The 25,407-nt window shown below is 58.4% G+C and carries 24 protein-coding genes and 3 pseudogenes; 20 read left to right on the forward strand and 7 right to left on the reverse strand.

Annotated features, from left to right (window positions below; all coding sequences use genetic code 11):
• The coding region (locus tag ATY75_RS24025; RefSeq protein WP_189636761.1) for a phasin family protein at window positions 1–251 on the forward strand (251 nt) is incomplete at its 5' end.
• 13 nt (window positions 252–264) lie between these two features.
• Here the strand turns inward: ATY75_RS24025 and ATY75_RS24030 are convergent.
• Window positions 265–510: an NAD(P) transhydrogenase subunit alpha gene (locus tag ATY75_RS24030; RefSeq protein ID WP_309506698.1), complete on the reverse strand. Its 246-nt coding sequence runs from the start codon at window positions 508–510 to the stop codon at window positions 265–267.
• Window positions 511–973: 463 nt separating this feature from the next.
• Here ATY75_RS24030 and hemN point away from each other — a divergent pair, with 463 nt between their 5' ends.
• Entirely contained in the window at window positions 974–2,326 is a 1,353-nt protein-coding gene (gene hemN / locus ATY75_RS24045) for an oxygen-independent coproporphyrinogen III oxidase (RefSeq protein ID WP_088939485.1), read from the forward strand.
• 965 nt (window positions 2,327–3,291) lie between these two features.
• On the opposite strand, the gene ATY75_RS24060 is transcribed toward hemN, so the two are convergent.
• Entirely contained in the window at window positions 3,292–3,735 is a 444-nt protein-coding gene (locus ATY75_RS24060; RefSeq protein ID WP_064842777.1) for a pseudoazurin, read from the reverse strand.
• Between the two features lie 306 nt (window positions 3,736–4,041).
• Window positions 4,042–4,747: pseudogene (locus ATY75_RS34715) on the reverse strand (helix-turn-helix domain-containing protein); the annotation flags it as partial.
• 242 nt (window positions 4,748–4,989) lie between these two features.
• Between ATY75_RS34715 and ccoN the strand changes: the two are divergent.
• From ccoN to ATY75_RS24115, 10 genes are all read left to right on the forward strand, one after another.
• Window positions 4,990–6,612, forward strand: a complete 1,623-nt coding sequence (gene ccoN / locus ATY75_RS24070) for a cytochrome-c oxidase, cbb3-type subunit I (protein ID WP_064842770.1) — start codon at window positions 4,990–4,992, stop codon at window positions 6,610–6,612.
• Window positions 6,613–6,620: 8 nt separating this feature from the next.
• Window positions 6,621–7,355, forward strand: coding sequence for a cytochrome-c oxidase, cbb3-type subunit II (ccoO, locus tag ATY75_RS24075; protein ID WP_037145525.1), 735 nt, complete (start codon window positions 6,621–6,623; stop codon window positions 7,353–7,355).
• A gap of 8 nt (window positions 7,356–7,363) precedes the next feature.
• Window positions 7,364–7,516, forward strand: a complete 153-nt coding sequence (locus ATY75_RS24080) for a CcoQ/FixQ family Cbb3-type cytochrome c oxidase assembly chaperone (RefSeq protein WP_037145527.1) — start codon at window positions 7,364–7,366, stop codon at window positions 7,514–7,516.
• A gap of 1 nt (window position 7,517) precedes the next feature.
• Complete coding sequence (ccoP, locus tag ATY75_RS24085; RefSeq protein ID WP_088939487.1) at window positions 7,518–8,381, forward strand: cytochrome-c oxidase, cbb3-type subunit III; 864 nt, start codon at window positions 7,518–7,520, stop codon at window positions 8,379–8,381.
• A gap of 11 nt (window positions 8,382–8,392) precedes the next feature.
• A complete protein-coding gene (locus ATY75_RS24090; protein ID WP_088939488.1) occupies window positions 8,393–8,578 on the forward strand; it encodes a hypothetical protein in 186 nt (61 codons plus the stop codon).
• A gap of 167 nt (window positions 8,579–8,745) precedes the next feature.
• Window positions 8,746–10,320, forward strand: coding sequence for a cytochrome c oxidase accessory protein CcoG (ccoG, locus tag ATY75_RS24095; protein WP_088939489.1), 1,575 nt, complete (start codon window positions 8,746–8,748; stop codon window positions 10,318–10,320).
• Window positions 10,317–10,802 carry a FixH family protein gene (locus ATY75_RS24100; protein WP_085739658.1) on the forward strand — a complete coding sequence of 162 codons (486 nt, stop codon included), beginning with the start codon at window positions 10,317–10,319 and terminating at the stop codon, window positions 10,800–10,802. The genes ccoG and ATY75_RS24100 overlap by 4 nt, the downstream gene beginning before the upstream one ends.
• Entirely contained in the window at window positions 10,799–13,069 is a 2,271-nt protein-coding gene (locus tag ATY75_RS24105) for a cation-translocating P-type ATPase (RefSeq protein WP_088939490.1), read from the forward strand. Before ATY75_RS24100 ends, ATY75_RS24105 begins: the two co-directional genes overlap by 4 nt.
• Window positions 13,066–13,224 (forward strand): cbb3-type cytochrome oxidase assembly protein CcoS, encoded by a 159-nt coding sequence (gene ccoS, locus ATY75_RS24110; protein WP_008536474.1) that lies wholly within the window; start codon window positions 13,066–13,068, stop codon window positions 13,222–13,224. Before ATY75_RS24105 ends, ccoS begins: the two co-directional genes overlap by 4 nt.
• 31 nt (window positions 13,225–13,255) lie before the next feature.
• A complete protein-coding gene (locus tag ATY75_RS24115; RefSeq protein ID WP_008536475.1) occupies window positions 13,256–13,921 on the forward strand; it encodes a Crp/Fnr family transcriptional regulator in 666 nt (221 codons plus the stop codon).
• A gap of 261 nt (window positions 13,922–14,182) precedes the next feature.
• On the opposite strand, the gene ATY75_RS24120 is transcribed toward ATY75_RS24115, so the two are convergent.
• Window positions 14,183–14,386: a hypothetical protein gene (locus ATY75_RS24120; RefSeq protein WP_008536476.1), complete on the reverse strand. Its 204-nt coding sequence runs from the start codon at window positions 14,384–14,386 to the stop codon at window positions 14,183–14,185.
• Window positions 14,387–15,074: 688 nt separating this feature from the next.
• Entirely contained in the window at window positions 15,075–16,061 is a 987-nt protein-coding gene (locus ATY75_RS24130; protein ID WP_088939491.1) for a nodulation protein NodZ, read from the reverse strand.
• Window positions 16,062–17,689: 1,628 nt separating this feature from the next.
• Here ATY75_RS24130 and nodB point away from each other — a divergent pair.
• The 8 genes and pseudogenes from nodB to ATY75_RS24170 all read left to right on the forward strand — a co-directional run bounded on the left by nodB (window position 17,690) and on the right by ATY75_RS24170 (window position 23,405).
• Entirely contained in the window at window positions 17,690–18,349 is a 660-nt protein-coding gene (nodB, locus tag ATY75_RS24140; RefSeq protein WP_088939492.1) for a chitooligosaccharide deacetylase NodB, read from the forward strand.
• Window positions 18,350–18,356: 7 nt separating this feature from the next.
• Complete coding sequence (nodC, locus tag ATY75_RS24145; protein ID WP_064842753.1) at window positions 18,357–19,688, forward strand: chitooligosaccharide synthase NodC; 1,332 nt, start codon at window positions 18,357–18,359, stop codon at window positions 19,686–19,688.
• Between the two features lie 15 nt (window positions 19,689–19,703).
• The gene (gene nodS / locus ATY75_RS24150; RefSeq protein WP_088939493.1) at window positions 19,704–20,321 is read left to right on the forward strand and encodes a nodulation methyltransferase NodS; all 618 of its coding nucleotides are present in this window, start codon (window positions 19,704–19,706) and stop codon (window positions 20,319–20,321) included.
• A gap of 35 nt (window positions 20,322–20,356) precedes the next feature.
• Window positions 20,357–20,560 (forward strand): annotated as a pseudogene (locus tag ATY75_RS24155) (carbamoyltransferase N-terminal domain-containing protein); the annotation flags it as partial.
• A gap of 129 nt (window positions 20,561–20,689) precedes the next feature.
• Window positions 20,690–20,977 (forward strand): annotated as a pseudogene (locus tag ATY75_RS34720) (carbamoyltransferase C-terminal domain-containing protein); the annotation flags it as partial.
• Window positions 20,978–21,040: 63 nt separating this feature from the next.
• The gene (nodI, locus tag ATY75_RS24160; protein WP_088939494.1) at window positions 21,041–21,991 is read left to right on the forward strand and encodes a nodulation factor ABC transporter ATP-binding protein NodI; all 951 of its coding nucleotides are present in this window, start codon (window positions 21,041–21,043) and stop codon (window positions 21,989–21,991) included.
• A gap of 3 nt (window positions 21,992–21,994) precedes the next feature.
• Entirely contained in the window at window positions 21,995–22,783 is a 789-nt protein-coding gene (locus ATY75_RS24165; RefSeq protein ID WP_064842748.1) for an ABC transporter permease, read from the forward strand.
• Between the two features lie 205 nt (window positions 22,784–22,988).
• Window positions 22,989–23,405, forward strand: coding sequence for a cupin domain-containing protein (locus ATY75_RS24170; protein WP_010020624.1), 417 nt, complete (start codon window positions 22,989–22,991; stop codon window positions 23,403–23,405).
• A gap of 352 nt (window positions 23,406–23,757) precedes the next feature.
• Here ATY75_RS24170 and nodD1 read toward each other — a convergent pair whose 3' ends face one another.
• The gene (gene nodD1 / locus ATY75_RS24175) at window positions 23,758–24,696 is read right to left on the reverse strand and encodes a transcriptional regulator NodD1 (protein WP_029532439.1); all 939 of its coding nucleotides are present in this window, start codon (window positions 24,694–24,696) and stop codon (window positions 23,758–23,760) included.
• 166 nt (window positions 24,697–24,862) lie between these two features.
• On the reverse strand, window positions 24,863–25,195 hold the full coding sequence (locus tag ATY75_RS24180; protein ID WP_088939495.1) for a nodulation protein NolE: 333 nt from the start codon (window positions 25,193–25,195) through the stop codon (window positions 24,863–24,865).
• Window positions 25,196–25,407: the final 212 nt, after the last annotated feature.

The following is a 25,407-nucleotide window of genomic DNA, read 5'->3' on the forward strand; positions in this document are numbered from 1 at the left end:
TGTGGTGGAAGACGATCGCTGCACTGCAGGCCGACGCCGAGGCCAGCTTCTCACATTTGCAAGCTTTGCTGGGCGCGAATTCGCCGTCGCAGATCCTCGAACAGCAGTCGACCTTTTTCCGCAAGCGCGTTGAGACAAGTTTGCAGCACGCCAAGGAAGTCCGGGTGCTCTCAAGCAGGGCGGTGGAGGAAATCTCAAAGCCGGTCAAGGATGCTTTTGACAAGGTGCTGACGGACCTCAAGGCGACGTAAAACTGAGGAGACCCTAGAAATACCGCGCGGTGATCTGCCCGGTGAAGAAACACCTGAAGTTCGCACTCGCTTCGATGACCGCCCGGTAACCCCGATCTTTCCCATTCATCTTCTGTGCACGGCTGATGCGCGGGACCATGTCTATGGCGCTTATATTCGCGCCCGAATGCAGAGCCCGCTTGAGCAACTCATTGTTGGCTGCGGGATAGAAGAAAGCGATTAGCGTCTTTTCAGGCGACAGCAGGGCGACCTCATTGATCGAGGCGCACCTTGACGATCACGTCGGCGGCCGCGGCGAGGGCCTGTGGAATTGGAAAACGACCACGACTTCCGCGTTTCGGTAGGCTTCGCTCGAGATTCCCGCCGTTAGGCCGGCACCAGTTCCACTGGCGATCAACAAACTATCGCCGGGGGCCAGCGCATGGAGCGAGCCGAAACCGTGGGATGGCTCGACCGGCGACAGCACGCGGACACCAATTTGTTTCACCCGTTTTGCGTATCAGTCATTCTTGCTCATTTCCTTGTGGCACGTCTCTTCGAACAGCCGGGACCGCGGCTCGACCCATGTCAGAACGAGATGTTAGGCGGGTTCGAAAGTGCTGACTTTCACAGCGGACAAAGATCCGGCTGATTCTGGCCTGAGACGTCATCATTGATTTGGGACAAGGAAGCCGGCGCGGCCGGAGGTCATAAAGCATCCTGTTTTGAAAAGGGATGCGAAAATGTCTGATGATCTGATCGCCAAATACGGCGATGCGCGGGTTCCGCGTTATACGAGTTACCCGACGGCGGCGGCTTTTTCTGCAGCCGTGGGGCCGGATGAATATGCCGGCAATCTCGCCCATATCGCCGCGGCTGGCCCGGTTTCGGTTTATCTCCACGTCCCGTTCTGCCGTTCGATATGCTGGTACTGCGGCTGCCACACGACCATCACCCGGCAAGACGCTCCGGTCGCCGACTATCTCGACGTGATGAAGGAAGAGATCGAGCTCGTCTCCTTTGCGGCCGGAAACGACGTGCCCGTCAAGTACGTGCATTTCGGCGGCGGCACGCCGTCGGTCATGAAGCCGCAGGAATTTTCGGCTCTAATGGCAAAGCTCAGGAGTGCCTTCACGTTTGAAGCGAAAGCCGGCGTCGCAGTCGAGATCGACCCTCGCACATTGGTCGCCCCCATGATCGATGCGCTCGCCGAAAACGGCGTCGACCGCGCAAGCCTTGGCGTCCAGAGCTTCGATCCGATCGTGCAGGCCGGTATCAAGCGGCTGCAATCCTTTGAGCAAACGGAAAGGGCGGTCGCCGGGTTGCGCTCAGCAGGCGTCAGCAGCATCAACTTCGACCTAATTTATGGCCTTCCGAAACAGACTGTCCAATCTTGCATCGAGACGGTCCGGCTGGCTGCAGAACTGCGTCCCGAACGTTTCGCCGTTTTCGGTTACGCTCACATACCCGCTTTTAAGAAACATCAGCGCCTGATCGACGAAGCATCGCTGCCGGACGCAAAACAGCGGAACGAGCAGGCGGAAGTGATCGCCGAGGAGCTCCAGAAGGCCGGATATCTGCGCATTGGGCTCGATCATTTTGCACTGCCGAACGATCAGTTGGCGCTCGCCGCGCGCAACAGAGCGCTGAGGAGAAACTTCCAGGGCTATACCACGGATGATTGCGATAGCCTGATCGGCCTCGGCGCATCTGCGATCGGGCGGCTGCCGGCCGGCTATATGCAGAACCACGTGCCTCTCGGCCTCTATGCCGAGCGAATTGCCTTCGGGGTGCTGCCGACCGCCAAGGGATATCTTCTCAGCGAGGAGGACAAGCTTCGGGCGAGGGTCATCGAGAGGCTGATGTGCGATTTCGAAGCCGATCTCGGCCAGTTGAGCAGCGGATCGGGTTTCGACACCGGCTTCCTTGTCGAGCGCAACGACCGTCTCGGCGAGCTCATGGCCGACGGCGTCGTGACGATCAGCGGTGAGCGGATTGTCGTATGCGAGGAGGCGCGCTTCATGGTCCGTGCAGTCGCGGCGGCATTCGACGCCTATTTTAGCTCGCACGGGCACACGCACAGCATGGCAGCCTAGTACTTGTCGCCGGAAGTGTGCATCGGTTCCGGCGACACGAAACGCATCAAAGGCCGCGCGAGAAGACATCGAGTTCCCGTTTCTCGATCGAGGACCCTGCAGTTATCTTCCCAGGAGTCCCGTCGACAACGGCACGTCGAGGAGGATCGACGTCGCAAGTTCGTGTGAAGCAGGGCGGGCGCACTCACAAATACGGTCATCGGGCCACCCTGTCACAAGTAGATGGGCGCCCGTATCACCGCCTGGACGTCGAGGTCGTTATCGTCGAGCTTTTCGGCTCATTCAAATACAGCTCGATCTCGGCAGGCCCCGGCCCAGGGTATCGTTGGCGACTGACGCCGAACCTTTAAGGTGGCGTGGGCAAGCGCCGGTCCGCAAAGTTGTGCCCATCGCGATTATGGCGGCCGCGCAGGCGCCTGAAGGAGCCTTTTCGCGAGGTGAGCTACCGAGCGCCACATGATCGACGGCTCTCGCCCTCTCACGAACGCGGTTGTTCGAGCACGTCGAAGGACGAGGCAGGGGTCTCCTAGTTGTAGGACTTGCCTGCCGCGGGGATTTCGATCAAACGTTCGACGGCGCCTTCCGTGCAATTCTTGGGTAACCAGAACGAGACCCCGGGTTTTGGCTGGCATCTCCTTCGCGACTGCCGCGCAAAAAAACGACCTCGTTATATTCGTCGTCAGCGAGATTGCCGCCGGGCTAGTGATCTTGCCCACGCGTTCCTTCACAAGTCTGCCGTGCAGATCATAGCTCTTTTCACAGGCCACATTCACTTTCTCGACGGTCCCACCAGGTTTCCGCATCGGCTTTGCCGACAACCGTGTCCGACCACTGCCTTGGACGTCTTGCCTGACAGCGCCTGGCTGTGCTCGATGCTCACTGAGCATCAGCTGCTCCTGGCGAGGCAAACAGCTGCCACGAAAGCCATCGTCATGGGCTGCGCGGTCATCCGCACCTGCTGTGTCTCACTGGGTGATGTTTGTGAGGTCGGCATCGAGCCGCTTGCGCACCATGTTCGGCACCTTTGCGGTCTTGATCGCTTCGAGATTGGGCGGACTGTCACCCACCTGGATCAGGGCAACCATGCCCATGCCGGAATGTGGGGTGCATTTCAGGACATAGACGCCCGGAACATCAAATCTCGCGCGATATTGCTCATTCGGCTTTGACTTGAAGTCGGCAACGCCATCCGGAATGAGGCCTTTGAAGGTTTCGACGTTGTGGCCCTTGTCGGTGGGGATGAAGGTGACGGTGTCGCCGGGGGCGATCTTCAGGAAGCCAGGCTCGAACACCATCGCGCCTTCCGTGCCTTTGTTGAGCATCCGAACCTGGTGATCGGCCGCCATCAACGGCGCTGCCGAAACAATCAAGGCTGCCGCTGCAGCGATCAGACCGAATTTTAACCGCATTTGCAAGCTCCTGTTCTGCGAGACCCAATCAGCCTCATGAATGTGTCTTAGCAGATACCGGAATTGGGCTCTTTGACGCCCGTCAAATTCGAGGAAAAAAGGCAGAAGGTCCCAATTTTTGCCTGCTTGCCCAGCGCCCTTGCGAGGGACATGGTAGCCTGCAAGCGATGTAGGAATCACCGAAGGACAAGCACGCTCGGCGAACGTCGGCGCTGCTGAACAGCTTGGGATTGCCGTGACTGAGCTCATATCGCGTCGAGAAGTTCGCGGAGGGCATGAATGTCGATCCCGCGGCTTGTCGCGTGTGTTGAGGTTTACCCTCTGACAGAAATCCTCGGAAAAATCATCAGTGTCGCCCGATAACCGGGCAAGATTGACGTTCCGCAGGTCGTGCCTGCCCTCGGGAATAACGATGTTGCGCGACGCAAGTTTCGTAACGGTGTGGGCCAGGGTCTCAATGGTCGGGCCGAGATGATCCGCAATGTCTTGACGATTCATGGAAACGCGCAACGGACCTTGGCGGACGCGGGTTGCGCCGGAATGCAAGCTTCACGATGAAGCTGCAGGGGCGCTCCTCGGCGTTCTTCTTCGGCAACAGCACCATCTGTTCATGCGAAGCGGCCGCCTCCTGCCAGAGCAACGAGAGCTAGGTCGAGCGAGCGCATTAGGCCGAGCGACTTCGCCGTGGACACTCATGTGCGATATCCGGCGGATCTTGCATTCGTGACGGCCTCAGACGTAAAAAGGAAATCGTTTTGCAGCGACGCGCCGTCGAGATTGCCGGCGAATTGAAGCGATTATCACCCGACGATCTTCGCCGATGATACGAAGCAGGCGCACGACACCTTCTTCCACCTGGACAAGATGTTTGCTTATCACCCTCCCACCAAATCGCCTTACCGGCTGCGACGGCCTCGGCCGCCGAGGCTACGAACAGCGAAGAGAGGGATTGGCCGGCATGTATGGCTTCGCGCCCCTTCTCGCCATTGTCGAACGCGTGTTTGTTCTGCACAGCATCTTCATCGCCCCTTGTGGCAGTGGGTGCGGCAGAAAGCAGCTGCGTCACACGGGATTAAGCGGGCGGTGCCAAAGGGGGGAAGTTTGCAACAGAGTGTAACAACGCCGGTTCGTCCACCGCTTCCAGTCCGCTTGTTGATGTAGATCAAGGAGCCGTTCCCGTCTTCGTGACAGTCCTGCCTCGAAATCCGAGAAAGCCGGCCGCGAGGCGGTCGTCTGCGCATTGGAGACGACATCATGAATTACACGACAGAAACGATGGTGATCGCGGTCGCAGCGTTTCTGGCGCTGCTCGCGGCCGCATTCGCGCACGATCATCTGTTTGCGGTCCATATGGGTATACTTTGCCTCTGCCTGGTTGCGGGAACGCTGCTGCTTGTCAGAAACGCAGAGTTTTCGCCGACGGGCCAACAGCGCAAAACAGAGCTTACGGGCTATTGCGACGAGGTAATCCGCTACGGCCTGATCGCTACGGTGTTCTGGGGCGTCGTCGGCTTCCTCGTCGGCGTGATCATCGCGCTGCAGCTCGCCTTTCCCGACCTCAACATCGCGCCCTATTGGAATTTCGGAAGATTGCGGCCGGTTCACACATCGGCGGTGATCTTCGCCTTCGGCGGCAACGCGCTGATCATGACATCCTTCTATGTGGTGCAACGCACCTGTCGCGCGCGTCTCTTCGGAGGAACACTCGCCTGGTTCGTCTTCTGGGGCTACCAGCTGTTCATCGTGATGGCTGCGACCGGCTACGTGATCGGCATCAATCAGTCGCGCGAATATGCCGAGCCCGAATGGTACGTCGACCTGTGGCTTACCATCGTCTGGGTCGCCTATCTGGCCGTTTATCTCGGAACCATCCTGAAGCGCAAAGAGCCGCATATCTACGTGGCAAACTGGTTCTATCTCAGCTTCATAGTCACCATTGCGATGCTGCATGTGGTCAACAACCTCGCTGTTCCGGCGTCGTTCCTCGGCTCCAAGAGCTATTCTCTCTTCTCCGGCGTCCAGGATGCACTCACCCAATGGTGGTACGGCCACAACGCCGTCGGCTTCTTCCTCACCGCCGGCTTCCTGGGGATGATGTACTATTTTGTGCCGAAGCAGGCCAACCGGCCGGTTTATTCCTACCGGCTGTCAATCATCCACTTCTGGGCCCTGATCTTCATGTATATCTGGGCCGGCCCGCATCATCTGCATTACACGGCGCTGCCTGACTGGGCGCAGACGCTCGGAATGGTCTTCTCCGTCATGCTCTGGATGCCCTCCTGGGGCGGCATGATTAACGGTTTGATGACCCTTTCGGGCGCTTGGGACAAAATTCGCACCGACCCGATCATCCGGATGATGATCGTCGCCATCGCATTTTATGGGATGTCGACCTTCGAAGGCCCGATCATGTCGATAAAGGCGGTCAATTCGCTCAGCCACTATACCGAATGGACGATCGGTCACGTGCATTCCGGAGCACTTGGCTGGGTGGGTATGATCACCTTCGGGGCGATATACTACCTGACGCCGAAACTGTGGGGGCGCGAGCGCCTCTACAGCCTGCGGATGGTCAACTGGCACTTCTGGCTTGCGACGCTCGGGATCGTGATCTACGCCGCGGTGCTCTGGGTCGCGGGCATCCAGCAGGGGCTGATGTGGCGAGAATACAATTCCCAGGGCTTCCTCGTCTATTCCTTCGCTGAAACGGTCGCGGCGATGATCCCCTATTACGTGCTGCGTGCCGTCGGCGGAGCACTCTACCTAGCGGGTGGCCTCGTCATGGCCTGGAACGTGTTCATGACGATCCGCGGCCACCTGCGCGACGAAGCGCCAATCCCGACCAGTTTGTTGCCCCAGGCACAGCCTGCCGAGTGAGGTGAGACATGGCATCGTTACTTGATAAACATAAGACCCTCGAGAAGAACGCGACGCTTCTTCTAGTCGGCTCGCTGCTGGTCGTCAGCATTGGCGGCATCGTTGAAATCGCACCGCTGTTCTACCTGCAGAACACGATCGAAAAAGTGGAAGGCATGCGGCCCTACACGCCGCTAGAGCTCGCCGGACGGAACATCTACATCCGTGAAGGCTGCTATCTCTGCCACAGCCAGATGATCCGGCCGTTCCGTGATGAGGTCGAACGTTACGGCCATTATTCGCTCGCCGCGGAATCGATGTACGACCACCCGTTCCAATGGGGATCCAAGCGGACAGGGCCCGATCTGGCCCGCGTCGGGGGGCGTTACTCGAACGAATGGCACGTCCAGCATCTCGCAAATCCGCGGGCCGTGGTGCCGGAATCAATCATGCCGAGCTACGCCTTCCTCGAAGAGAAGGAGGTGACGGTCAGGAGTGTCGGAGAGGACCTCAAGGCCAATGAGGACGTGGGCGTGCCTTACAGCGACGACATGCTGGCGAATGCCGAGACCGACATGAGAGCCCAGGCCGATCCGAACGCGGACACGGCGGCTCTACTCAAGCGCTACCCAAATGCGAATGTCGGCGATCTCGACGGCGATCCAACCCGGCTGACCGAGATGGACGCGCTGGTGTCCTACCTGCAGATGCTCGGAACGCTGGTTAATTTCTCGACCTATGACGACGCGACCGGCTACCGGTGAGGTGATCCATGGAAACTTACACTGCAATGAGACACTTCTCCGACAGCTGGGGCCTCCTGGCAATGGCCGCATTCTTCGTCGGCGCGGTCATGCTCACCCTTCGCCCAGGTAGCAAGCAGACGGCCAAAGATGCCGCCGTTATTCCCTTGAAGGACGATTGAGATGTCGCAAAAGCATATCGATGAACTGAGCGGCGTCGAAACGACGGGTCATGAATGGGACGGCATCCAAGAGCTCAACAATCCCATGCCGCGCTGGTGGATCTGGACCTTCTACGTGACGATCCTCTGGGCGATCGGCTACGCCATCGCTTACCCGGCCATCCCGATGATCACTTCCGCCACTTACGGCTATCTCGGTTATTCAACGCGCGCCGAGCTGCAGCAGGACCTCAATCTCGCTAAGTCATCGCAGACGGAGTTCCATGACCTGATCGCTGCCAAGACAGTGGAGGAGATCGACGCGGATCCTGCTCTTCGTAAATTCGCGATCGCTGGCGGCGCATCCGCTTTCAAGATGAACTGCGCGCCCTGCCATGGATCGGGAGCGAGCGGCGGTCCGGGGTTTCCGAATCTCAACGACGACGACTGGCTGTGGGGCGGGGATCTGAATGCCATCCAGGCCACGATCTCTCATGGCATCCGCTTCGACGGCGATACGGATAGCCATTCCTCCGAAATGCCGCCCTTTGCCGGTGTTCTGGAGCCCATCCAGATGAAGCAGGTCGCCGCCTTTGTCTGGGGGCTGACCAATACGCCCTCGGATGTCGGTCTGGCGGCGGCCGGAAAACAGGTTTTCTTAGACAATTGCGCCCCATGTCACGGCGAGGACGCCAAAGGAAAGGTGGAAATGGGTGCGCCGGATCTCGCCGACGCAATCTGGCTGAAGTCGCGGGGTGAAGACGCCATCCTTCGTCAGGTTGCCTCTCCCAAACATGGCGTAATGCCTGCCTGGGCAGCGCGCCTGGGGGACACAACGGTCAACGAGCTTACTATTTTCGTTCATGCGCTCGGCGGCGGCACGTAAGGAGAAAAGACATGACAGCCCACGACCGCAATCCGATCCTCCGTCTCTACGGCGCGCCGCGTGCTGTTATCCGATCGCGTGTCTCAGCCCGCGCCCAACAGATGCCTGCGTCTTCGGAGCACGACGACCCGGCAAAAATCGGCAATTCGATGGTGAGTTTGATCTGCCTCAAAGACCACAAGCAGACGAGCCGATAGTTTCAGCTCCTGTGGAGGACGTCCCAGCGGTTTCTCCGCCGCTGTCCTCCGGCCACGCCCTTACTCTGGGGCGTGGCCTTTTTGCTTCTGCACGGTCGTTCTTGATCTGCATCAAGGAACGGATGCGCCACGGCTGGGAAAAGAGTGGTGAAAATCGGACAGGTCCTATGAATCTCTATACCCGCCCTAATCTAAATGACATTGACCACGTTCGCGTCGAACCCGTCAACGCCCGGCGCAACCGCCAGTCTCTCTATGCGCCGCGCAAGAAGATCTTTCCGAAACGAGCCGAAGGGCCCTTTCGCCGGTTCAAATGGGTCTTGATGCTGCTCACGCTTGGCACATATTACCTCGCGCCGTGGATTCGCTGGGACCGCGGTCCCTATGCGCCCAATCAGGCAATCCTCGTCGACCTCGCCTCGCGGCGCTTCTTCTTTTTCTTCATCGAGATCTGGCCGCAGGAATTCTACTATGTGGCGGGCCTGCTCGTCATGGCGGGCTTCGGCCTCTTTCTCCTCACCGCCGCTGTCGGCCGCGCCTGGTGTGGCTATGCCTGTCCGCAGACCGTCTGGGTCGATCTCTTTCTCGTCGTCGAACGCGCTGTCGAAGGCGACCGAAACGCTCGGATGAAGCTCGATGCCGACCCCTTCACTTTCGACAAGCTCAGGAAGCGGGTGATCAAGCACGCGATCTGGCTGCTGATCGCCGTCGCCACGGGCGGAGCATGGATCTTCTATTTTGCCGACGCGCCGAGCCTGGCGGCTTCACTGTTTGACGGCAGCGCTCCTGCCGCTGCGTATGCCACGATCGCCACCCTGACCGCGACGACCTATGTGCTTGGCGGCCTCATGCGCGAACAGACATGCACCTATATGTGTCCGTGGCCGCGCATTCAGGGCGCGATGCTGGATGAGAATTCGCTTGTTGTCACCTACAACGACTGGCGGGGCGAGCAGCGGTCGCGCCATGGCAAGAAGGCTCAGGGTCTGCCGGTGGGCGATTGCGTGGACTGCAATGCCTGCGTCGCCGTCTGCCCGATGGGGATCGACATCCGCGACGGCCAGCAGATGGAATGCATCACATGCGCCCTCTGCATCGACGCCTGTGGCGGCGTCATGGACAAGCTCGGGAAGCCACACGGCCTGATCGCCTATGCGACGCTCAAGGAATATTCGAGCAACATGTCGCTTGCTACTGACGGAGGACGGACAGCCATCCAGCCCTCCAATGTCCGAAACGACGACGGAAGCTTCATGCCAGCTGTCCGGAATTTCGACTGGCGCATCATCTTCCGCCGAAGAATTGTCTTCTACGGTGTCGTCTGGGCATCGATCGGCGTCGCCATGGTCGTCCATCTCGCCTTACGCGATCGGCTCAGGCTCAACGTTATCCACGACCGGAACCCTCAATATGTTCTGGAAAGCGACGGCTCCATCCGAAACGGCTACACGCTGCATGTCCTCAACATGGTGCCGAAGCCGCGGGACGTGACCATCACCCTCGTCGGGCTGGAGGGGGGCACAATGCGCATTCCCGAGTTCGGCAGGCAGGATGCCCGCAGCTTCACCGCTCACGTCGAACCCGACGCGGCCACGACGCTCAAGGTCTTCGTCACGCGCGCCCCAGACGGGGCAGAGATCAACGAATTCCTCTTCGTCATCGAAGATATAGGTCAAGACGCAGGTCAAGCCGACCGGGCGAGCTATCGCGCGGCGTTCAACGCGCCGGGAGACGTGAAATGAAGACTTCTACTCAGGGCTTTACCGGCTTGCACGTGCTGCTTGCCACCTCGGCATTCTTCGCCGTAGTGATCGCCGTAAACGCCACCATGGCCTTCTATGCTGCGTCCAGCTGGAGTGGCATCGTCGTGGAAAACACCTATGTGGCCAGCCAGGAATTCAACACCAGGGCGGCAGCGATGAAGGCAATGGCCGCCTCCGGCGTCGAGGGCGCGCTCGTCGTTAAGGGCAGCCAAATCCGTTACGACATCCACGACAAGGCCGGCACGCCTGCGATCATCGATGATGTCACGCTCAACTTCAAACGGCCCGTCGGCGATCATGAGGATTTCCGCGTGACGCTCCGGAAGACGGGCGAAGGGCGGTTCGAAGCCGATCACCAGGTTGTCGCCGGCGACTGGATCGTCGAGGCCATATCGAGAATGAACGGGGCGGTCGTCATGCATGAGGCCAAACGCTTCGACACCGCGGAGTTCCGCCAATGACCTGCTGCTCGATGGATGCGGAAAGCGTTCTCGGCCTCAGCGCGACATCCGCCAGCGCCGAGGAGGTATGCCTTGCAAGCCACCCGCTCGGGGCAGGGTTACGCCAGATCGACCTCAGCGTACCCGACGTCCACTGTGGCGGCTGCATATTGACCCTCGAAAAAGCGCTGTCGGCGCTTGCGTTCGTCAGGAAAGCCCGGGTCAATCTCACCGCCCGGCGTGTCACCTGCGTCTATCAGGAAGAGATCGAGGCGAAGGCGACCGATCCCTCCGAAATCCTCGCCGCGATCACCTTGGCCGGATACCGCGCCCATCTCATCACGTCGACAGCACCCGAAACCGACAGGATCCGGAACCAGCTACTGCTGGCGATTGGAGTTTCCGGCTTTGCGGCCGCCAACATCATGATGCTCTCGGTGTCGGTATGGTCGGGCGCCGATGCGGCCACGCGCGACATGTTTCACTGGATCTCGGCGATGATCGCGGCGCCGGCGCTGGTTTATGGTGGACGCTTCTTCTTCAAATCGGCCTGGAGCGGGCTCAAGCGTAGGCGCACCAACATGGATGTTCCGATCTCGCTTGCAGTGACGCTGTCCTATGCGGTCTCCCTATGGGAAACCATGCACCATGGCGAACATGCCTGGTTCGACGCGTCGGTGTCTCTGCTGTTCTTCCTGCTGATCGGCAGAACCCTCGATCATGTAATGCGGGAAAAAGCCCGCGCCGCGATCAACGGGCTTGCCAGACTGGCGCCGCGCGGGGCGCAGCTGATGATGCCGGACGGGTCGCGGCACTACATCCCGGTCGAGGAGATCGCCGTCGGGGATAACATCGCGATTGCCGCCGGCCGACGCATTCCCGTCGATGGCATGATCGTCAGCGGCGAGAGCGATGTTGACCTCTCCATCGTCACCGGTGAAAGCAGCACGGTCGCCGTCGCCGCAGGCAGCGCGCTGAATTCGGGTGCGATGAACCTGACCGGTTCGCTCGTCCTGCGGGCGACCAAAGTGGCAAGGGATTCGCTTCTTTCCGAGATCATCGGCCTGATGGAAGCGGCCGAGGGCGGCAGGGCTCGTTATCGCCGGGTCGCCGATCGCGCCGCAGCACTTTATTCTCCCGCCGTGCACCTGTTGGCGCTGGCCTCCTTTCTCGCCTGGGGCTTGCTTGGGGGCGATTGGAAACAGGCCATGCTGGTCGCGGTCGCGGTGCTGATCATCACATGCCCCTGCGCATTGGGCCTTGCTGTACCGGTGGTCCAGGTGGTCGCCGCCGGCGAACTTTTCCGCAGGGGCATCGTGGTGAAGGACGGTTCGGCGCTCGAAAGACTGGCCGACGCGGACATGGTGGCCTTCGACAAGACCGGCACCCTGACGATGGGCCGGCCCCGCCTCGTCCGAAGCGACGCGATCGCGGGCAATAGCGCCATCGTTTGCGCAATGGCGGCGCATTCACGGCATCCGCTTTCCCAAGGTCTGGTGCGGGACATAGACATCTCTTACCCCTTCGCCTTCGACAGGGTCACGGAAATCGCCGGCGGGGGGCTGGAAGCCTGGAAAGGAGCGGACTTCTATCGGCTCGGCAACCGGGCCTTTGCCTGCGGAACCGGGCTCACGCCCGCGGGCGATACTCCGTTTTCGGAGGTGGTCCTGTCGAAAAACGGCGTCGATCTCGCCCGTTTCCTGTTTGACGACACGCTTCGTCCGGGGGCCGCGGAGGCTTTCCGCCAGCTCGCTGCAGCCGGTATCGAAACGCTGATAGTATCCGGCGACAGGCAGGCCGTCGTCGACAACACAGCGCGGGCTCTCGGTATCGGCAAAGCTCTGGGCGACCTGGGGCCGAAACAGAAGGTCGAGGAACTCCAGAGGCTGGGCGCCGAGGGTTATCGCGTGCTCATGGTCGGCGACGGGATCAACGACGCACCGGCGCTGGCCGCCGCGCAGGTCTCGATGGCGCCCGCAACCGCATCCGACGTCGGCAGGCAAGCCGCCGACCTTATCTTCTTCAACGATCGTCTCGATGCCGTTCCTGAGGCAATCGCCGTTGCACGAAGATCCGCCAGCCTCATTCGCCAGAACTTTGCTCTCGCCATCGGTTACAACGTGCTTGCGGTACCGATCGCAATCGCCGGCGGGGCAACGCCGCTGATAGCGGCGGTGGCCATGTCGACTTCGTCGATCATCGTCGTGACGAATGCGCTGCGATTAAATGCCTTCGGCCTATGGAGCGAGCCGCTTGCCGGCGGACGTGCGGAAGTTGAAACCACATGAACATGCTGATCTATCTGATGCCGATCGCAATGCTGATGGGGGGAATGGGTCTCCTGGCGTTCCTCTGGTCGCTGACGAACCGCCAGTACGACGACCTTGAAGGAGCAGCTTGGCGAATCCTCGTCGAGGACGAAACCGATTGCAAAAGACCTTGAACCGCTCACGGCCGAAACGAAAGGAAGATCGATGCTATCGAGACATCCCATACTTTTGCGATCTGACCTGTTTCACGGCCTGGACAAAGCAAGGATAGAAGAACTGGCCGACACGGCTCAGTTCCAGAGCTTCGCACCGGACGAGCGGATCATCGCCGAGGGCCAGCAGGCGTCGTTCGTCTATTGCGTGATGCGCGGCTTCGTGCGACTTTCGAAGTCGGAATCCGCGGGGCGCCAGGCAGATATCTGCATCTGCGAACCGGGCGAGACGTTCGGTGAATATCTCCTGTCGGGAGGCGGCTCCTACACCTACAGCGCATGGTCCGCCGACGGCGCAGAGGTCGCGTTGTTCGACCTTGTGGAGTTGCGGGCGCTTGCCGACCGGGACCCCGTCATGCGTCGCAACGTTATGCGCATCATGGCCCGGCATTTGCTCGGTGCCATGGATTGCATAGCGGGAGACCGGCTGCACACGGCTGCACAGCGTGTTGCGAATTACCTCGTCAGCCGCTGCCCGGCCTCAGCATCGCAGGCCACCTTTCGCCTGCCTTACCGGAAGAGAATTCTGGCCGGCAAACTCGGGGTTGCGCCCGAAGCCCTTTCGCGGGCTTTCGCTGCCCTCGGTCCTGCAGGGGTCGAAGTCAGAGGCAGGGTCGTCGTGGTCGACAGCGTCGATCTGCTGCGGAAGGCGTGCTGACCTCGGGGCAGGGCGATAACCGCGCCGGAATTCGACAACCGTCAATATGGCGATCGCTTGCTTCGTTATGGCCAGGCGCAAAAATGCACCAGGACGGATTGTTTTTGTCATCTCGACTGTCTTCATCGCTTGCTTCAGGCCTTGTCCGCATCAACGGTGGCGCTGACGACACATGCGGATACCGTCGGACTGGCGGGCTTATAGGGAAGTGCAGACGAACGGGCGCAACGAGCACCAACATGCGACGGAGAGCGTCTGGCGCTATTCTTCGAGGAGCAGGGCCGTCGCGAGGTAACCCATGCTGATGGTGCTTGCGAAGAGGTAGATGAACAGGCCCTGCGCGAGATAATCCTCAAGCGTGCCTGCCGCGGCAAATCCATTTTGCCGAACGAAGAAGCCCACGGCGGATCCAATTGCGAACCCCGTCGCCAACCGCGTGAGCATGAACCTGATCATGCGAGGCATGGCACCACCTCAGACTTAATCATTAAAAATGGGCGGGCAACGGAAATGATGGCTGGCCAATTGAGTTTTGTCAACGACTGGCGCAAGCCGTCATCCAAGCAGCGGCGGGAGCCGGAGACTACAACAGTGCATCTTCTGTCTTTCGCAGCCGGCGTTATCACGCCTGCGAATGCGTCGAGGCTGAGTGAGTTGCGAGTTGCAAGGACGATGCGCGCTAAGGACCTAGCGCGGCGGCGGCTTCTGTGGTCGCGCGGTTTGCCAGACGTGTCGGGATGCGGGAATAAAGAACGGCACCGGCCACGCCCACGACCGCATAGAGCACGAACATCAGCTTGAGGCGATCTGTCGACCAAGGCCGACGAACGCCCTCGCATCAGGCAGGGCGTCGGCTAAGGCGCCGACGAGGCTGTGGCGCGCGAACGTCCTCGTCCCATCGGAATCGCCAAAGTGCGAGCTTGCTATGCCAATGGTGCGGGTCGAGCGCGCGGTGCCGTTTCCATTCACCGAAGGCGCCCAATAGCTACCCTTCACAACAATGATTCGGCAAGCCTTTGGACGCGCGAGACGCTAGGAGAAGATGCGCCCCGACCTTGTCTCGTCGGGTGCTGCGCCCACATCGCGATCCAGTGAACACCTCTCCTCAATCCTGCGAGGGCGCCGAGAATTTGTTCAGCGGAGTGCCGGTCCATCAAGCCAGCTCATGCTCGGACGATTCATCAGTCAAGATCAAGCGAGTCGGATTTTTCAAGTCGAACTCAATAACACGTGGCACGAAGAGACGGGCATAGCGCGTAAAGGCGCTGGTCGGCGGAAAGCGAATTACCGTATCGCATCGGGCGAGAAGGTACATCTCTGTAAGAGCAGAGATACCACCTTCCACTCCCAGCGATGCACTGTGTAATGGCCCGGCCTGGGCCGCCTGGAAGCATTTCGGGATAGTGATTAGATCGGGAAACACATCGAGTAAATGGTCCCGTACCTGCGCGCTGTCCGTACACAAGAAAACCATCACAGGGCGTCGATGCGGTAGCGCTTTGGCCTTCTCGATGGCAGTGCACACTTGGCGTAAGGCCAACTCCGGATCGGCCCAGTAGGGCGTGTGGTCCATTATATCTTCGCCATTGCCATGCCGTACGTGCACACCGATGATACTGCGCCCCTTGAAGTGCTCCCGATAGATGGCGTGAATACGAGCCTGAATTTCAGGTCTAAGCTTGAGGCTCTGAAATATCTGGCGTTCGGCAGCTTGCTCGCACCGCCACATTAAACAGGCATCACAGACTACCGTGTTGGCATCAGTATCGTCCTGGGCTTGAAGAAGCTCGGTCAGTTCGTCACGTTCCCGGAAAATTTGCTCATCGGGGCGGTAAACGCTCTCGATTGAGGGCTTGTTCCACCATGATGGGAAGAACGGTCCCGGAAATGAGAACTGGTTGATCTGGTCATCGCAAATAACCCGTACGCCAGCAATATCTTGAATCGGCTCGAAGAACACCGTAAAAGCGTTCGTAAAGGGTTGATTGAGATAGCAGGAGCCACGCCAATCGATGGCCAGCGTCCGCCCCGTTCGCTGTGCATAGCGCCAAGCTGCCGCCAGCGACCAGAGACAATCACCGAAACCAGTCCGCCGTCGAGAAACAACATACCGATCCCTCTTCAGGTCGCCAGCGAGCATGTTCGTTGCCTTGTTCTGGAAAAGCGCATCGGCTTAAATTCTGCTGAAATTTTGCATATCAATTCCCGGACCTGCATCAGCGCTCGTGATTCTCGCCAATTTTATGCATGACCCTTCGTCGCACAGATTTACCATTTTAAGCCAGACTGGAAGTTGCGGCGCCATACGCCTTTTCAGTCCGGGCATTGAAGCCGCCGCATAGCCCTCCGTCATCGTTCAGTCGTTTATCTCGCACCCGATCCAACCCATCGGCATCGCACTTGGCTCGGAGCGAGAGGCCGGAGCTTACGTTGCGGTACGGCTCATGTTGGCTCGCTTCGCCGATTCATCGAGGGTGGCGCCGATCTAGCCAATTCCCGTCCTTCCCGCTACCTGATCTCTATTTCATGCGTCTTCTGGAGCATCCTGGGGAATCCGTAAAATCGATTGTTTGGATAATCTCCATCCGCTTGATGGATAAGTGTGGCCACCATTGCGTCACGGCTGCCACCGTGGCGGCGATGCTGGCGAGTCTCACAACTGCGGCTCGCTGGACAAGCAGTCGATGATCGTGCTGCGGCCCAGGTTGTTGATTCAGACGAGCTCGGTTACCTCCACTTGGAGGCCCATCGCGCCCGTTTGTTTTCCAAATGTGTCCCGCGCTACGACAACAGCTCGATCCATAGTCGCGTGGTCGTCACAGCATTATTGGACCGCCTGCTTTCACCTCTCGACGGTGGTCACCATCCGGGCGACAGTTATCGGCTTAGCCAAAAGCGACGCTCCGACCGTCTGCGGAAGATTGGGGCCAGTGCTCGGATCTAATGAAACGCAAACCGATGGGGTCCGTTCTTCGATTCGGCAAGTGGGACTAGTTCCTCGAGTCGTTTGACAGCCATAGCCGATCAATTCTATCCGGCGCTTTCAGGCTTCCGGAAGGTTTCAATCTGCTCCGGAGCTTTACCCAGAGCAGATTAGAAAGCCGCCAATGCCGAGCCATGATAAGTTCGTCAAGGGAGCGACGACGGAAATCCGGCGTCAGCCACGACAACAGGCTCGGTCCGTTAGCAGGAACTGTGGAGCTCGAATTTTATCTATGGCGTGGATGGGTATCATCCAAACAATCGATTTTACGAATTGAATGGCATGATCCATTAGACGAGCATCTTGACGGAAATCAAGTCGTCGATGGCGCGCCAGTGGTGTAGAGGGGTCAAATGTGTGGCTTTGGAATGTAATGCTAGCATAAGCGTTCGATCAGCCCATTGCATCATCTTGCAATCGTCGACAGGTCGGGGTTCGCGACCAATCGTCACTTTGATCGCAAGATCGAACGTTTTGGCAAACGGCAAAGATTATGAGGCCTTTGCATGCGATTTAACGTGCGTTGGGAACCGTTGCGGAAAAGGAATCGCAACTCCGACCATGTCGAGGGAATTTACATTCGCACTCGGTACAGTCCGCAACGAGCCGCGGTATTGACAGATTCAAACGAGGCGGTCTGGTGACCGCTATTTTGGGAAACGGCGTACGCTACACGCTGCCACACGCGCGTTTCGACCTGCGTCCACGCGCGGCGTCATCATCCTACCTTGGGCGGCCGGTCTCCGAATGGCCACCAGGATAATTTACCGGAAAGGACGAGAGCAATGACGCACCTCGATTGCTCGTGCGAAGTGCACGGTGAGCGCGATGACGGCACTGGTCGTCACAGCGTTTATTTGACGTTCGACGACGGTCCGCATCCATTTTGCACACCGGAGATTCTCGATATTCTGGCTGAACACCGGGTGCCGGCAACATTCTTCGTCATCGGCGAGTTCCTGGCCGATCAATCGAAATTGATCCAGCGAATGATTGCAGAGGGGCATGAAGTCGCCAACCACACAATGACGCATCCAGACCTGTCTGACTGCGAACCCGACGAGGTGCAACGTCAGATACTCGAGACAAACAGAGCCATAAAAATGGCGTCGCCTCAGGCGGTGGTGCGGCACATCCGAGCTCCTTACGGCATCTGGACCGAAGAAGTGCTCAAGGCTTCGGCGAATGCGGAACTCACTGCCGTGCACTGGTCGGTAGATCCGCGAGACTGGTCTCTTCCCGGGGCCGACGCCATTGTTAATGATGTGCTGCAGTCTGTCCGGCCGGGGTCAATCGTGCTCTTGCACGACGGTTGTCCCTCCAGTGAAATGCACCAAGGAGCTGACCACAGTCTGCGCCACCAGACTATCATGGCGTTATCTAGCATAATTCCAGCTTTGCATGATCGCGGCTTTGTATTTCGCTCGCTTCCTCGGGAGTTCTGAAGATCCGATGGATATGCTTGACACAACCAGCACTGTCGCCGTCTCGCTTTATGCACTTCTCTCGACTGCATATAAAAGCATGCAGGCCGTTTATTCTCTGCCGACCGATGTTTCATTGGCGTCCCACGGCTTGGGCGGCTTTGACGAGCTGCCCAGCGTAGATGTCATCGTGCCAAGCTTCAACGAGGATCCCCGCACGCTTTCGGAGTGCCTGGCTTCTATTGCGGGTCAGGAATACGGGGGAAGGCTGCAGGTTTACCTAGTTGATGACGGTTCCGAAAATCGCGAGGCTTTGCAACTTGTGCACGAGGCCTTCGCACGAGACCCCAGATTCAATATTCTCGTGCTTCCCCAGAATGTCGGCAAACGGAAGGCACAGATCGCTGCGATACGCCGCTCTGCTGGAGATATGGTGTTAAACGTCGACTCCGACACAATCCTCGCATCTGATGTCATCAGGAAGCTCGTGCCTAAAATGCAAGATGCGGCTGTCGGCGCGGCCATGGGACAGTTGACGGCCCGCAACCGAAACGACAGTTGGCTGACCCGTTTGATCGACATGGAGTACTGGCTGGCTTGCAACGAGGAGCGTGCGGCACAAGCTCGCTTCGGTGCAGTTATGTGCTGCTGCGGTCCATGTGTTATGTACCGTCGCTCTGCGCTCGCTTCGCTGCTTGACCAGTACGAGTCACAGTATTTTCGGGGAAAGCCAAGCGATTTCGGTGAGGATCGGCATCTCACCATTCTCATGCTGAAGGCAGGCTTTCGAACGGAGTACGTGCCGAGCGCCATCGCAGCGACAGTCGTTCCGAACAAGCTAGGACCGTATCTGCGCCAACAACTACGCTGGGCGCGGAGCACGTTCCGGGACACGTTGCTTGGGCTGCGCCTGCTGCCCAACCTCAATCGCTTCCTTACGCTCGACGTCGTCGGACAGAACCTCGGACCGCTGCTTCTGGCACTATCAGTGCTGACGGGACTCGCACAGCTTGCATTGACGGGCACCGCGCCTTGGTTGGCAGCCCTGATGATTGTGGCCATGACGATGATCCGCTGCAGCGTTGTAGCGCTTCGGGCCCGCCAACTACGGTTCCTCGGGTTCTCTCTGCATACATTCATCAATATTTTTCTGCTACTGCCCTTGAAAGCCTACGCGCTGTGCACGCTGAGCAATAGCGACTGGCTGTCGCGCAGCTCTGCTGGCAACTCGAATCAACATCCGACGACTGATGCACGCACTACAGAATGTTCTGGACATGCGACAGCGCCTCGAAGGCTCAAGCCCGCCCGCCATCCTGCCAGGCGAGCGACGTCTGACTGCATGTGCAGCGACGAGTAAGATCTATTTACCGAGGTGAACGAGTTGACACAGAGCGACAATTATCAATTGCTGAATCGGGAACTGGCTGCACCCGATCCATGGGGACTCGACGCCAATCCATTCGAGCGTGAGCGTCACACGCAAATGCTCCGCTTGGCGCTTGCCCAGGGATCCATCTCAAGTGCGCTCGAAGTGGGATGCGCTGCCGGCGCATTTACGGTGCAGCTAGCCCCCCACTGCAAACGGCTCACCGTGATCGATGTTGTGCCTCAGGCTATAGAAAGATCGCGTCGACGCATAAGGGATTCTCCGCACATCAGCTGGATAGTCTCTGATGTTCAACAGTTTTCACCTGACGAGAGGTTTGATCTGATCGTTGTGGCGGAAGTGCTCTACTACATGGGAGGAATAGCCGAGATGAGAGGGGCTGTTCGGAATTTAGTGCGGATGCTTGCGCCAGATGGATATCTGGTTTTCGGATCGGCGCGCGACGCCAACTGTCGTCGCTGGGGCCACGTTGCTGGTGCTGAGACGATCCTCGACATGCTGAACGAAACTTTGCTCGAGGTAGAGCGGCTTGAGTGTCGGGGTGAGTCGGTCAACGAAGATTGCTTGCTCGCCTGTTTCCGAAATCCGTTTTCTGCCTCCTAACGGCTCAACCCTCGACGTTCAGACATGGAGACACTATGCGCATCTGTGGTATCAAATTGACCCATGACGGAGCGGACGCGCTTGTCGAGGATGGGTGGCTCGCCTTCTGCGTCGAGCAGGAGAAGCGGGGCAGCAACCCGCGATATGAAACTGTCGACAATCTCGACGCGATTGGCGCCGCTTTGGCGCAACACGGTCCGGATCCACGCGTTCTTGATCAAATCATCATCGACGGCTGGGGTGCAATGCTGAAAGTTCTCTCGAATCCGTCGAGGGCTCCGGTCTCGTTCCAATGACAGGGCATTTCCCTGCAAGAACTATCCTCGTGACAGGTGCCGCGCGGCCACCGCAGCCCGTGGCTCCGCCTCGTGGCGCCGATCTGCCTGGAGGACCCGTGCGCCTTATATAGTCAGCCCTCGAACTCCGGATTGCGAAATGTTGTTTAAGCATCAGACGCGGATGAGATGCCAGGACAGAATTCCGGCTGTTGTCCATCTCGATGAATCTGCACGATTGCAGACCATCCCAGGCACTCTCTCCGTGAAGTCGCCGAGCTACTCTTCGAATGTAACAAGCTCAGGGACATTCGGCTGCTCTGCAACACGAGTGCCAATTACCACGGACGAGGCGTTTTCCCGGATGCTGCTGCGGCCCTTTAATGGAGACGCAATGAACACATACGGTGCGATGGACCAAGAAGAACACAACCAACCGAAGAAATGCGAGTCAACGGCGCCCGACGGTCAGATGAGCGCATGTTCATGTCCGCAATAGATTTTTCCGACGTTAGCAAGACATATGGCGACAACGCCGTGGTCAACGCGCTATCGTTCCGCGTTTCTCCGGGGCAATGCTTCGGGCTGCTTGGACCGAACGGCGCGGGCAAGAGCACGATCGCACGCATGATCCTTGGCATGACAGCCCCTGATGCGGGGAAGATTACTGTGCTCGGCGTGCCGGTGCCTGCCCAGGCTCGCTTGGCGCGAAAGGATATCGGTGTGGTGCCGCAATTCGACAACCTTGAGCCTGAATTCACTGTGCGCGAGAATCTGCTGGTCTACGGCCGCTACTTCGGCATGAATACACGCAAAGTCGAGGCGGTCATGCCGTCGCTCCTTGAGTTTGCACGCCTAGAGAGCAAGGTGAATGCGCGTGTGTCTGAACTTTCAGGCGGCATGAAGCGGCGCCTGACGCTAGCGCGTGCGTTGATCAATGACCCGCAACTACTTGTCATGGACGAGCCGACCACCGGTCTCGACCCGCACGCGCGCCACCTGATCTGGGAGCGCCTGCGTTCCCTGCTTACGCGCGGCAAAACGATCATCTTGACCACCCATTTCATGGAAGAGGCCGAACGGCTATGCGATCGACTCTGCGTACTCGAAAGAGGTCGCAGCATTGCCGAAGGGCGTCCGCATGACCTGATCGATGAGCTGATCGGGTGCGAAGTCATTGAGATCTACGGCGGCGATCCGCATGAATTGGAATCGCTGGTCGGGCCATACGCCGATCGCGTCGAAATTAGCGGCGAGACCCTTTTTTGCTATGTGTCCGACCCGGAGCAGGTGCGTGTGCGGTTGCGGGAGCGCGCGGGCTTGCGCATTCTGCAGCGTCCGCCGAATCTTGAGGATGTGTTTTTGCGGTTGACCGGGCGCGAGATGGAGAAGTGAACGATGGGTGAAGGTTGTGCCGCGGCTCTGCCCGCCAACGCTTTTAACTGGATTGCGATATGGCGACGCAACTATCTGGCATGGAAGAAAGTAGCACTTGCGTCAATTGTTGGAAGTCTGGCCGATCCTATGATCTACCTTTTTGGCCTCGGCCTTGGCCTCGGAATTATTGTGGGTCGCGTTGACGGCACAACTTACGTTGCGTTCTTGGCGGGCGGCATGGTGGCGACAAGCGCGATGACCTCTGCGACGTTCGAGACGATTTACGCGGCCTTTACGCGAATGCACGCCCAACGCACCTGGGAAGCCATGCTCTACACGCAAATGACACTTGGGGACATCATCCTGGGTGAGTTGGCATGGGCAGCGAGCAAGGCATTTCTTGCCGGTACGGGAATCATAATCGTCGCCACCGTGCTAGGCTATGCGACGTGGCCATCAGTCGTCTATGTGCTGCCAATTATCATGCTCACTGGATTTGCATTCGCGAGCCTTGCGATGGTAGTCACGGCGCTTGCGCCCAGTTACGAGTATTTCATTTTTTACCAGACGCTCGTCCTCACACCAATGCTGTTCTTGTGCGGCGCGGTGTTTCCAATCACGCAACTGCCCCAGACTTTTCAGCAGGTAGCGCAGTTCTTGCCTCTAGCGCATGCGATCGACCTCATACGCCCGGCAATGCTTGGGCGCCCCGCGAGCAGCATGGGCCTGCATATAGGCGCGCTTTGCATCTACGCGCTTTTGCCGTTCTTCCTGTCGGCAGCGCTGTTGCGTCGGCGCCTGATGTCTTGACGCCACTCGCCACCACGCCAGGAGGGGTATTGCGATGCAGTGTCTTGAAAGGACCCGCAGAGCTCTGAAGATAATCATCATAGTCCGGGAACAAACGAACCCATGTCGGCGCCGGCGAGACGATGCAGGTTTTTCGCTCTGCAACTGGCCGACTCGGAAGCAAACACCCTTCAGGAAGATCCGGCGTGTATCAGGAGAAAAGCAAATGAAGGTCATCTCAATCGCTACGGCGCTCTTTGCTCTGGCGTGTCCCGCGAACGCGTTCGAAAACAAAGCGGTCGCGGCTACGCTTATCTTAAGGACCGATCGTACGATTGCCGGTCAGCCCATCATCGTTCCACGGAAGGACGTCGAGGTCATCGCTTCGATTTATGAGATTGCGCCGGGTGCGACGTTGCCAATTCATCAGCATCGCTATCAGCGCTATGGCTATGTGCTTTCGGGGGAGATCACGGTCACCAATACAGAATCTGGGAAAGAAAGCATTTTCACGGCAGGGGATTTTATCGTCGAGTCCTGGGGCATATGGCATAAAGGGGCGAACAACGGCACCGAGCCGGTAAAGCTGCTCGTGATCGATCAGGTGGAAAAGGGCAGTGAGAATGTTCTGCCGCAAAAATAAAGACGTTGAGGTGTTACCGGAGGGCAATCTGGCGCCACGGCTCGGATGTGGTGACCCCGTCCCATATTAGGGGTTGGTTTGCCGCTCCTTGCCAATGTCGATTGGAGCTGCGTGAACCTTCGACTTGCGTCGTCGACAAACTGTCGAGGAGGTTGTTTCATCGCTCGGTTGAACGGCGGGCGTAGGAGAGCATCTGTCCAGTTCCTCCATACTTGGTCGTCAGTCAGCGCGGCTGTTGGGCCAGCGGCGACAGGATGATCGATCATCCGTGAGACTGTAGCGGCGGCGTTTCAAAGAGGCTCCTCATTCCGACGCCATGAATCACGCCGAACGACAAAACCACGAAAGAATGCTAGGAAATCCTGAGACGTCTCATTACCTCATGGGGCGAAGGCATGCGGGATGCTTCCTGGCATAGCACGTCCCGCATCCAGAGGCTTGCCTGATCACTATTGTGAAGCGCGGGCCATTGGAGGGCCTGTGTGAACGCGGGCAAAGGTAGCGGAAGGTCAGCGATCCGCAGGGGTATTGTCTTTTCGAGCTGCTTGACCAGGCGTAAGGGCATTGTCGCTATGCGCTCGGTCCCTGAAAGCATGAACGGAACCATGCTGAAGCCCTGCACGACTACTTCGACATGTCTCTTAAGCCCGTGCCCAAGCAAACACCATTCCTCGATGGAAGCAGCGTTCCCAAACTTCACCACAACGTGTCCCATCGACATATACCTCTCGAGTGTAAGTTGCTCCGAGAGTAGCTTGTTCGAGCGGCAGCCCACGCACACGAGGGTCTCCTCGAATAACGCCACCTTAGGATGTGCGCGCGACATGAGCAATTCCGGAAAGATGAGAAAATCGGCGTCACCGCGCCTCAAGTAATCATCGTAGTTATCGGCGATCGGCAGCAACTCGAAGCTGACGGCGGGCGCTTCTCGGGCGACACGCGTCACGACCTTTTCAAAAAAAACGAGTGCGGCGTAATCGGAAAGAATGACTCTGAAGCAGCGATCCGATTGAGCAGGGCAAAACGGATCCCAGGATATGATCGAAACCTGGATGTGAAGCAGAGCCTCGCGGACCGAAGGCGCGAGCCGCTCCGCACGCGGGGTTGGAACGAGTTCGCGACCGACCATGGTAAAAAGGTCGTCATTGAAATAGGTGCGTAACCTGCCGACGGCCGCGCTCATGGCCGGTTGGCTCAAGTTGATGCTGCGCGCTGCCGCCGTGAGATTACGCTCGGTCATCAAGGCGTCGAGTGCGACCAGGAGATTCAGATCAAGGCCCTTGAACCGCATGTCTTCATCCATAGCGAGGTGGCGAGATAAAAGGTGAAAAGGCTTGGTCTCGCAGTGCGGCGCCACGAGAGATCAGCAAGCAAAGGGTCGCCTAAAATTGAGAAAGTATCGATGTTCCAGCCGCCGTGGCTTTGATGGTCTTACTGCTACCTTCAACCGACACGATTCAGTGGTGCCTGTTCATTCTGGCGAGTAGCAGTGTTTTCCGCGGATAAAGGTTTCGGTCTGCGACGTCGATCACTTCGGCGCCTTCAATATGTACTTCGGGGGGTAAGACGCACTCGTAGCACTCACCTTCTTCGGCAGGAGTATCTTGGCAATTGAAGTCTTGAGTGTGCTCCGCTGAATGGGCTTTGTCAGCACCATTCAGGTTTGCGCAGGGGTCACTTGCCGCCGGGCCGCAATCTTGGTTACGATCATCTGCTGCAAGTGACGGCCCGGCCCGCAATGTCAATACGAGCAACGCTGCAACGATGACGTAGTAACCAATAACCTTCATGAGACGTTTTCTTTCTTCGGCTAAGGCCAGGCGATACCAGGTAGGATTGATGCCATTCCCGCCGCCAGTGCTTCGGGGCTACAGGCGTTGTTGGATTGGTTGAGAGCCTTCAACGGATCATACCCGGTGGAGTGGAGACGGCCGTCTATGGAGCATCCGCGAAAATTGGTGAAATCTATTGTTTAAATGCGAGTCATCCATTTGATGCATGT

It is taken from the genome of Rhizobium sp. N122 (genome assembly GCF_002211295.1).
Taxonomy (GTDB): Bacteria; Pseudomonadota; Alphaproteobacteria; order Rhizobiales; family Rhizobiaceae; genus Rhizobium.

Coding starts and splice junctions, on each gene's coding strand:
- nodC (WP_064842753.1), top strand. CDS start 18,357: ATGGATATGCTTGACACAACCAGCACTGTCGCCGTCTCGCTTTATGCA.
- ATY75_RS24130 (WP_088939491.1), bottom strand. CDS start 16,061: ATGCTCGCTGGCGACCTGAAGAGGGATCGGTATGTTGTTTCTCGACGG.
- nodD1 (WP_029532439.1), bottom strand. CDS start 24,696: ATGCGGTTCAAGGGCCTTGATCTGAATCTCCTGGTCGCACTCGACGCC.
- ATY75_RS24090 (WP_088939488.1), top strand. CDS start 8,393: ATGACAGCCCACGACCGCAATCCGATCCTCCGTCTCTACGGCGCGCCG.
- ccoN (WP_064842770.1), top strand. CDS start 4,990: ATGAATTACACGACAGAAACGATGGTGATCGCGGTCGCAGCGTTTCTG.
- ATY75_RS24100 (WP_085739658.1), top strand. CDS start 10,317: ATGAAGACTTCTACTCAGGGCTTTACCGGCTTGCACGTGCTGCTTGCC.
- ATY75_RS24165 (WP_064842748.1), top strand. CDS start 21,995: ATGGGTGAAGGTTGTGCCGCGGCTCTGCCCGCCAACGCTTTTAACTGG.
- ATY75_RS24060 (WP_064842777.1), bottom strand. CDS start 3,735: ATGCGGTTAAAATTCGGTCTGATCGCTGCAGCGGCAGCCTTGATTGTT.
- ATY75_RS24115 (WP_008536475.1), top strand. CDS start 13,256: ATGCTATCGAGACATCCCATACTTTTGCGATCTGACCTGTTTCACGGC.
- nodB (WP_088939492.1), top strand. CDS start 17,690: ATGACGCACCTCGATTGCTCGTGCGAAGTGCACGGTGAGCGCGATGAC.
- ATY75_RS24080 (WP_037145527.1), top strand. CDS start 7,364: ATGGAAACTTACACTGCAATGAGACACTTCTCCGACAGCTGGGGCCTC.
- ATY75_RS24180 (WP_088939495.1), bottom strand. CDS start 25,195: ATGAAGGTTATTGGTTACTACGTCATCGTTGCAGCGTTGCTCGTATTG.
- ATY75_RS24170 (WP_010020624.1), top strand. CDS start 22,989: ATGAAGGTCATCTCAATCGCTACGGCGCTCTTTGCTCTGGCGTGTCCC.
- ccoS (WP_008536474.1), top strand. CDS start 13,066: ATGAACATGCTGATCTATCTGATGCCGATCGCAATGCTGATGGGGGGA.
- ATY75_RS24105 (WP_088939490.1), top strand. CDS start 10,799: ATGACCTGCTGCTCGATGGATGCGGAAAGCGTTCTCGGCCTCAGCGCG.
- ccoP (WP_088939487.1), top strand. CDS start 7,518: ATGTCGCAAAAGCATATCGATGAACTGAGCGGCGTCGAAACGACGGGT.
- hemN (WP_088939485.1), top strand. CDS start 974: ATGTCTGATGATCTGATCGCCAAATACGGCGATGCGCGGGTTCCGCGT.
- ccoG (WP_088939489.1), top strand. CDS start 8,746: ATGAATCTCTATACCCGCCCTAATCTAAATGACATTGACCACGTTCGC.
- ATY75_RS24120 (WP_008536476.1), bottom strand. CDS start 14,386: ATGCCTCGCATGATCAGGTTCATGCTCACGCGGTTGGCGACGGGGTTC.
- ccoO (WP_037145525.1), top strand. CDS start 6,621: ATGGCATCGTTACTTGATAAACATAAGACCCTCGAGAAGAACGCGACG.
- nodI (WP_088939494.1), top strand. CDS start 21,041: ATGCGAGTCAACGGCGCCCGACGGTCAGATGAGCGCATGTTCATGTCC.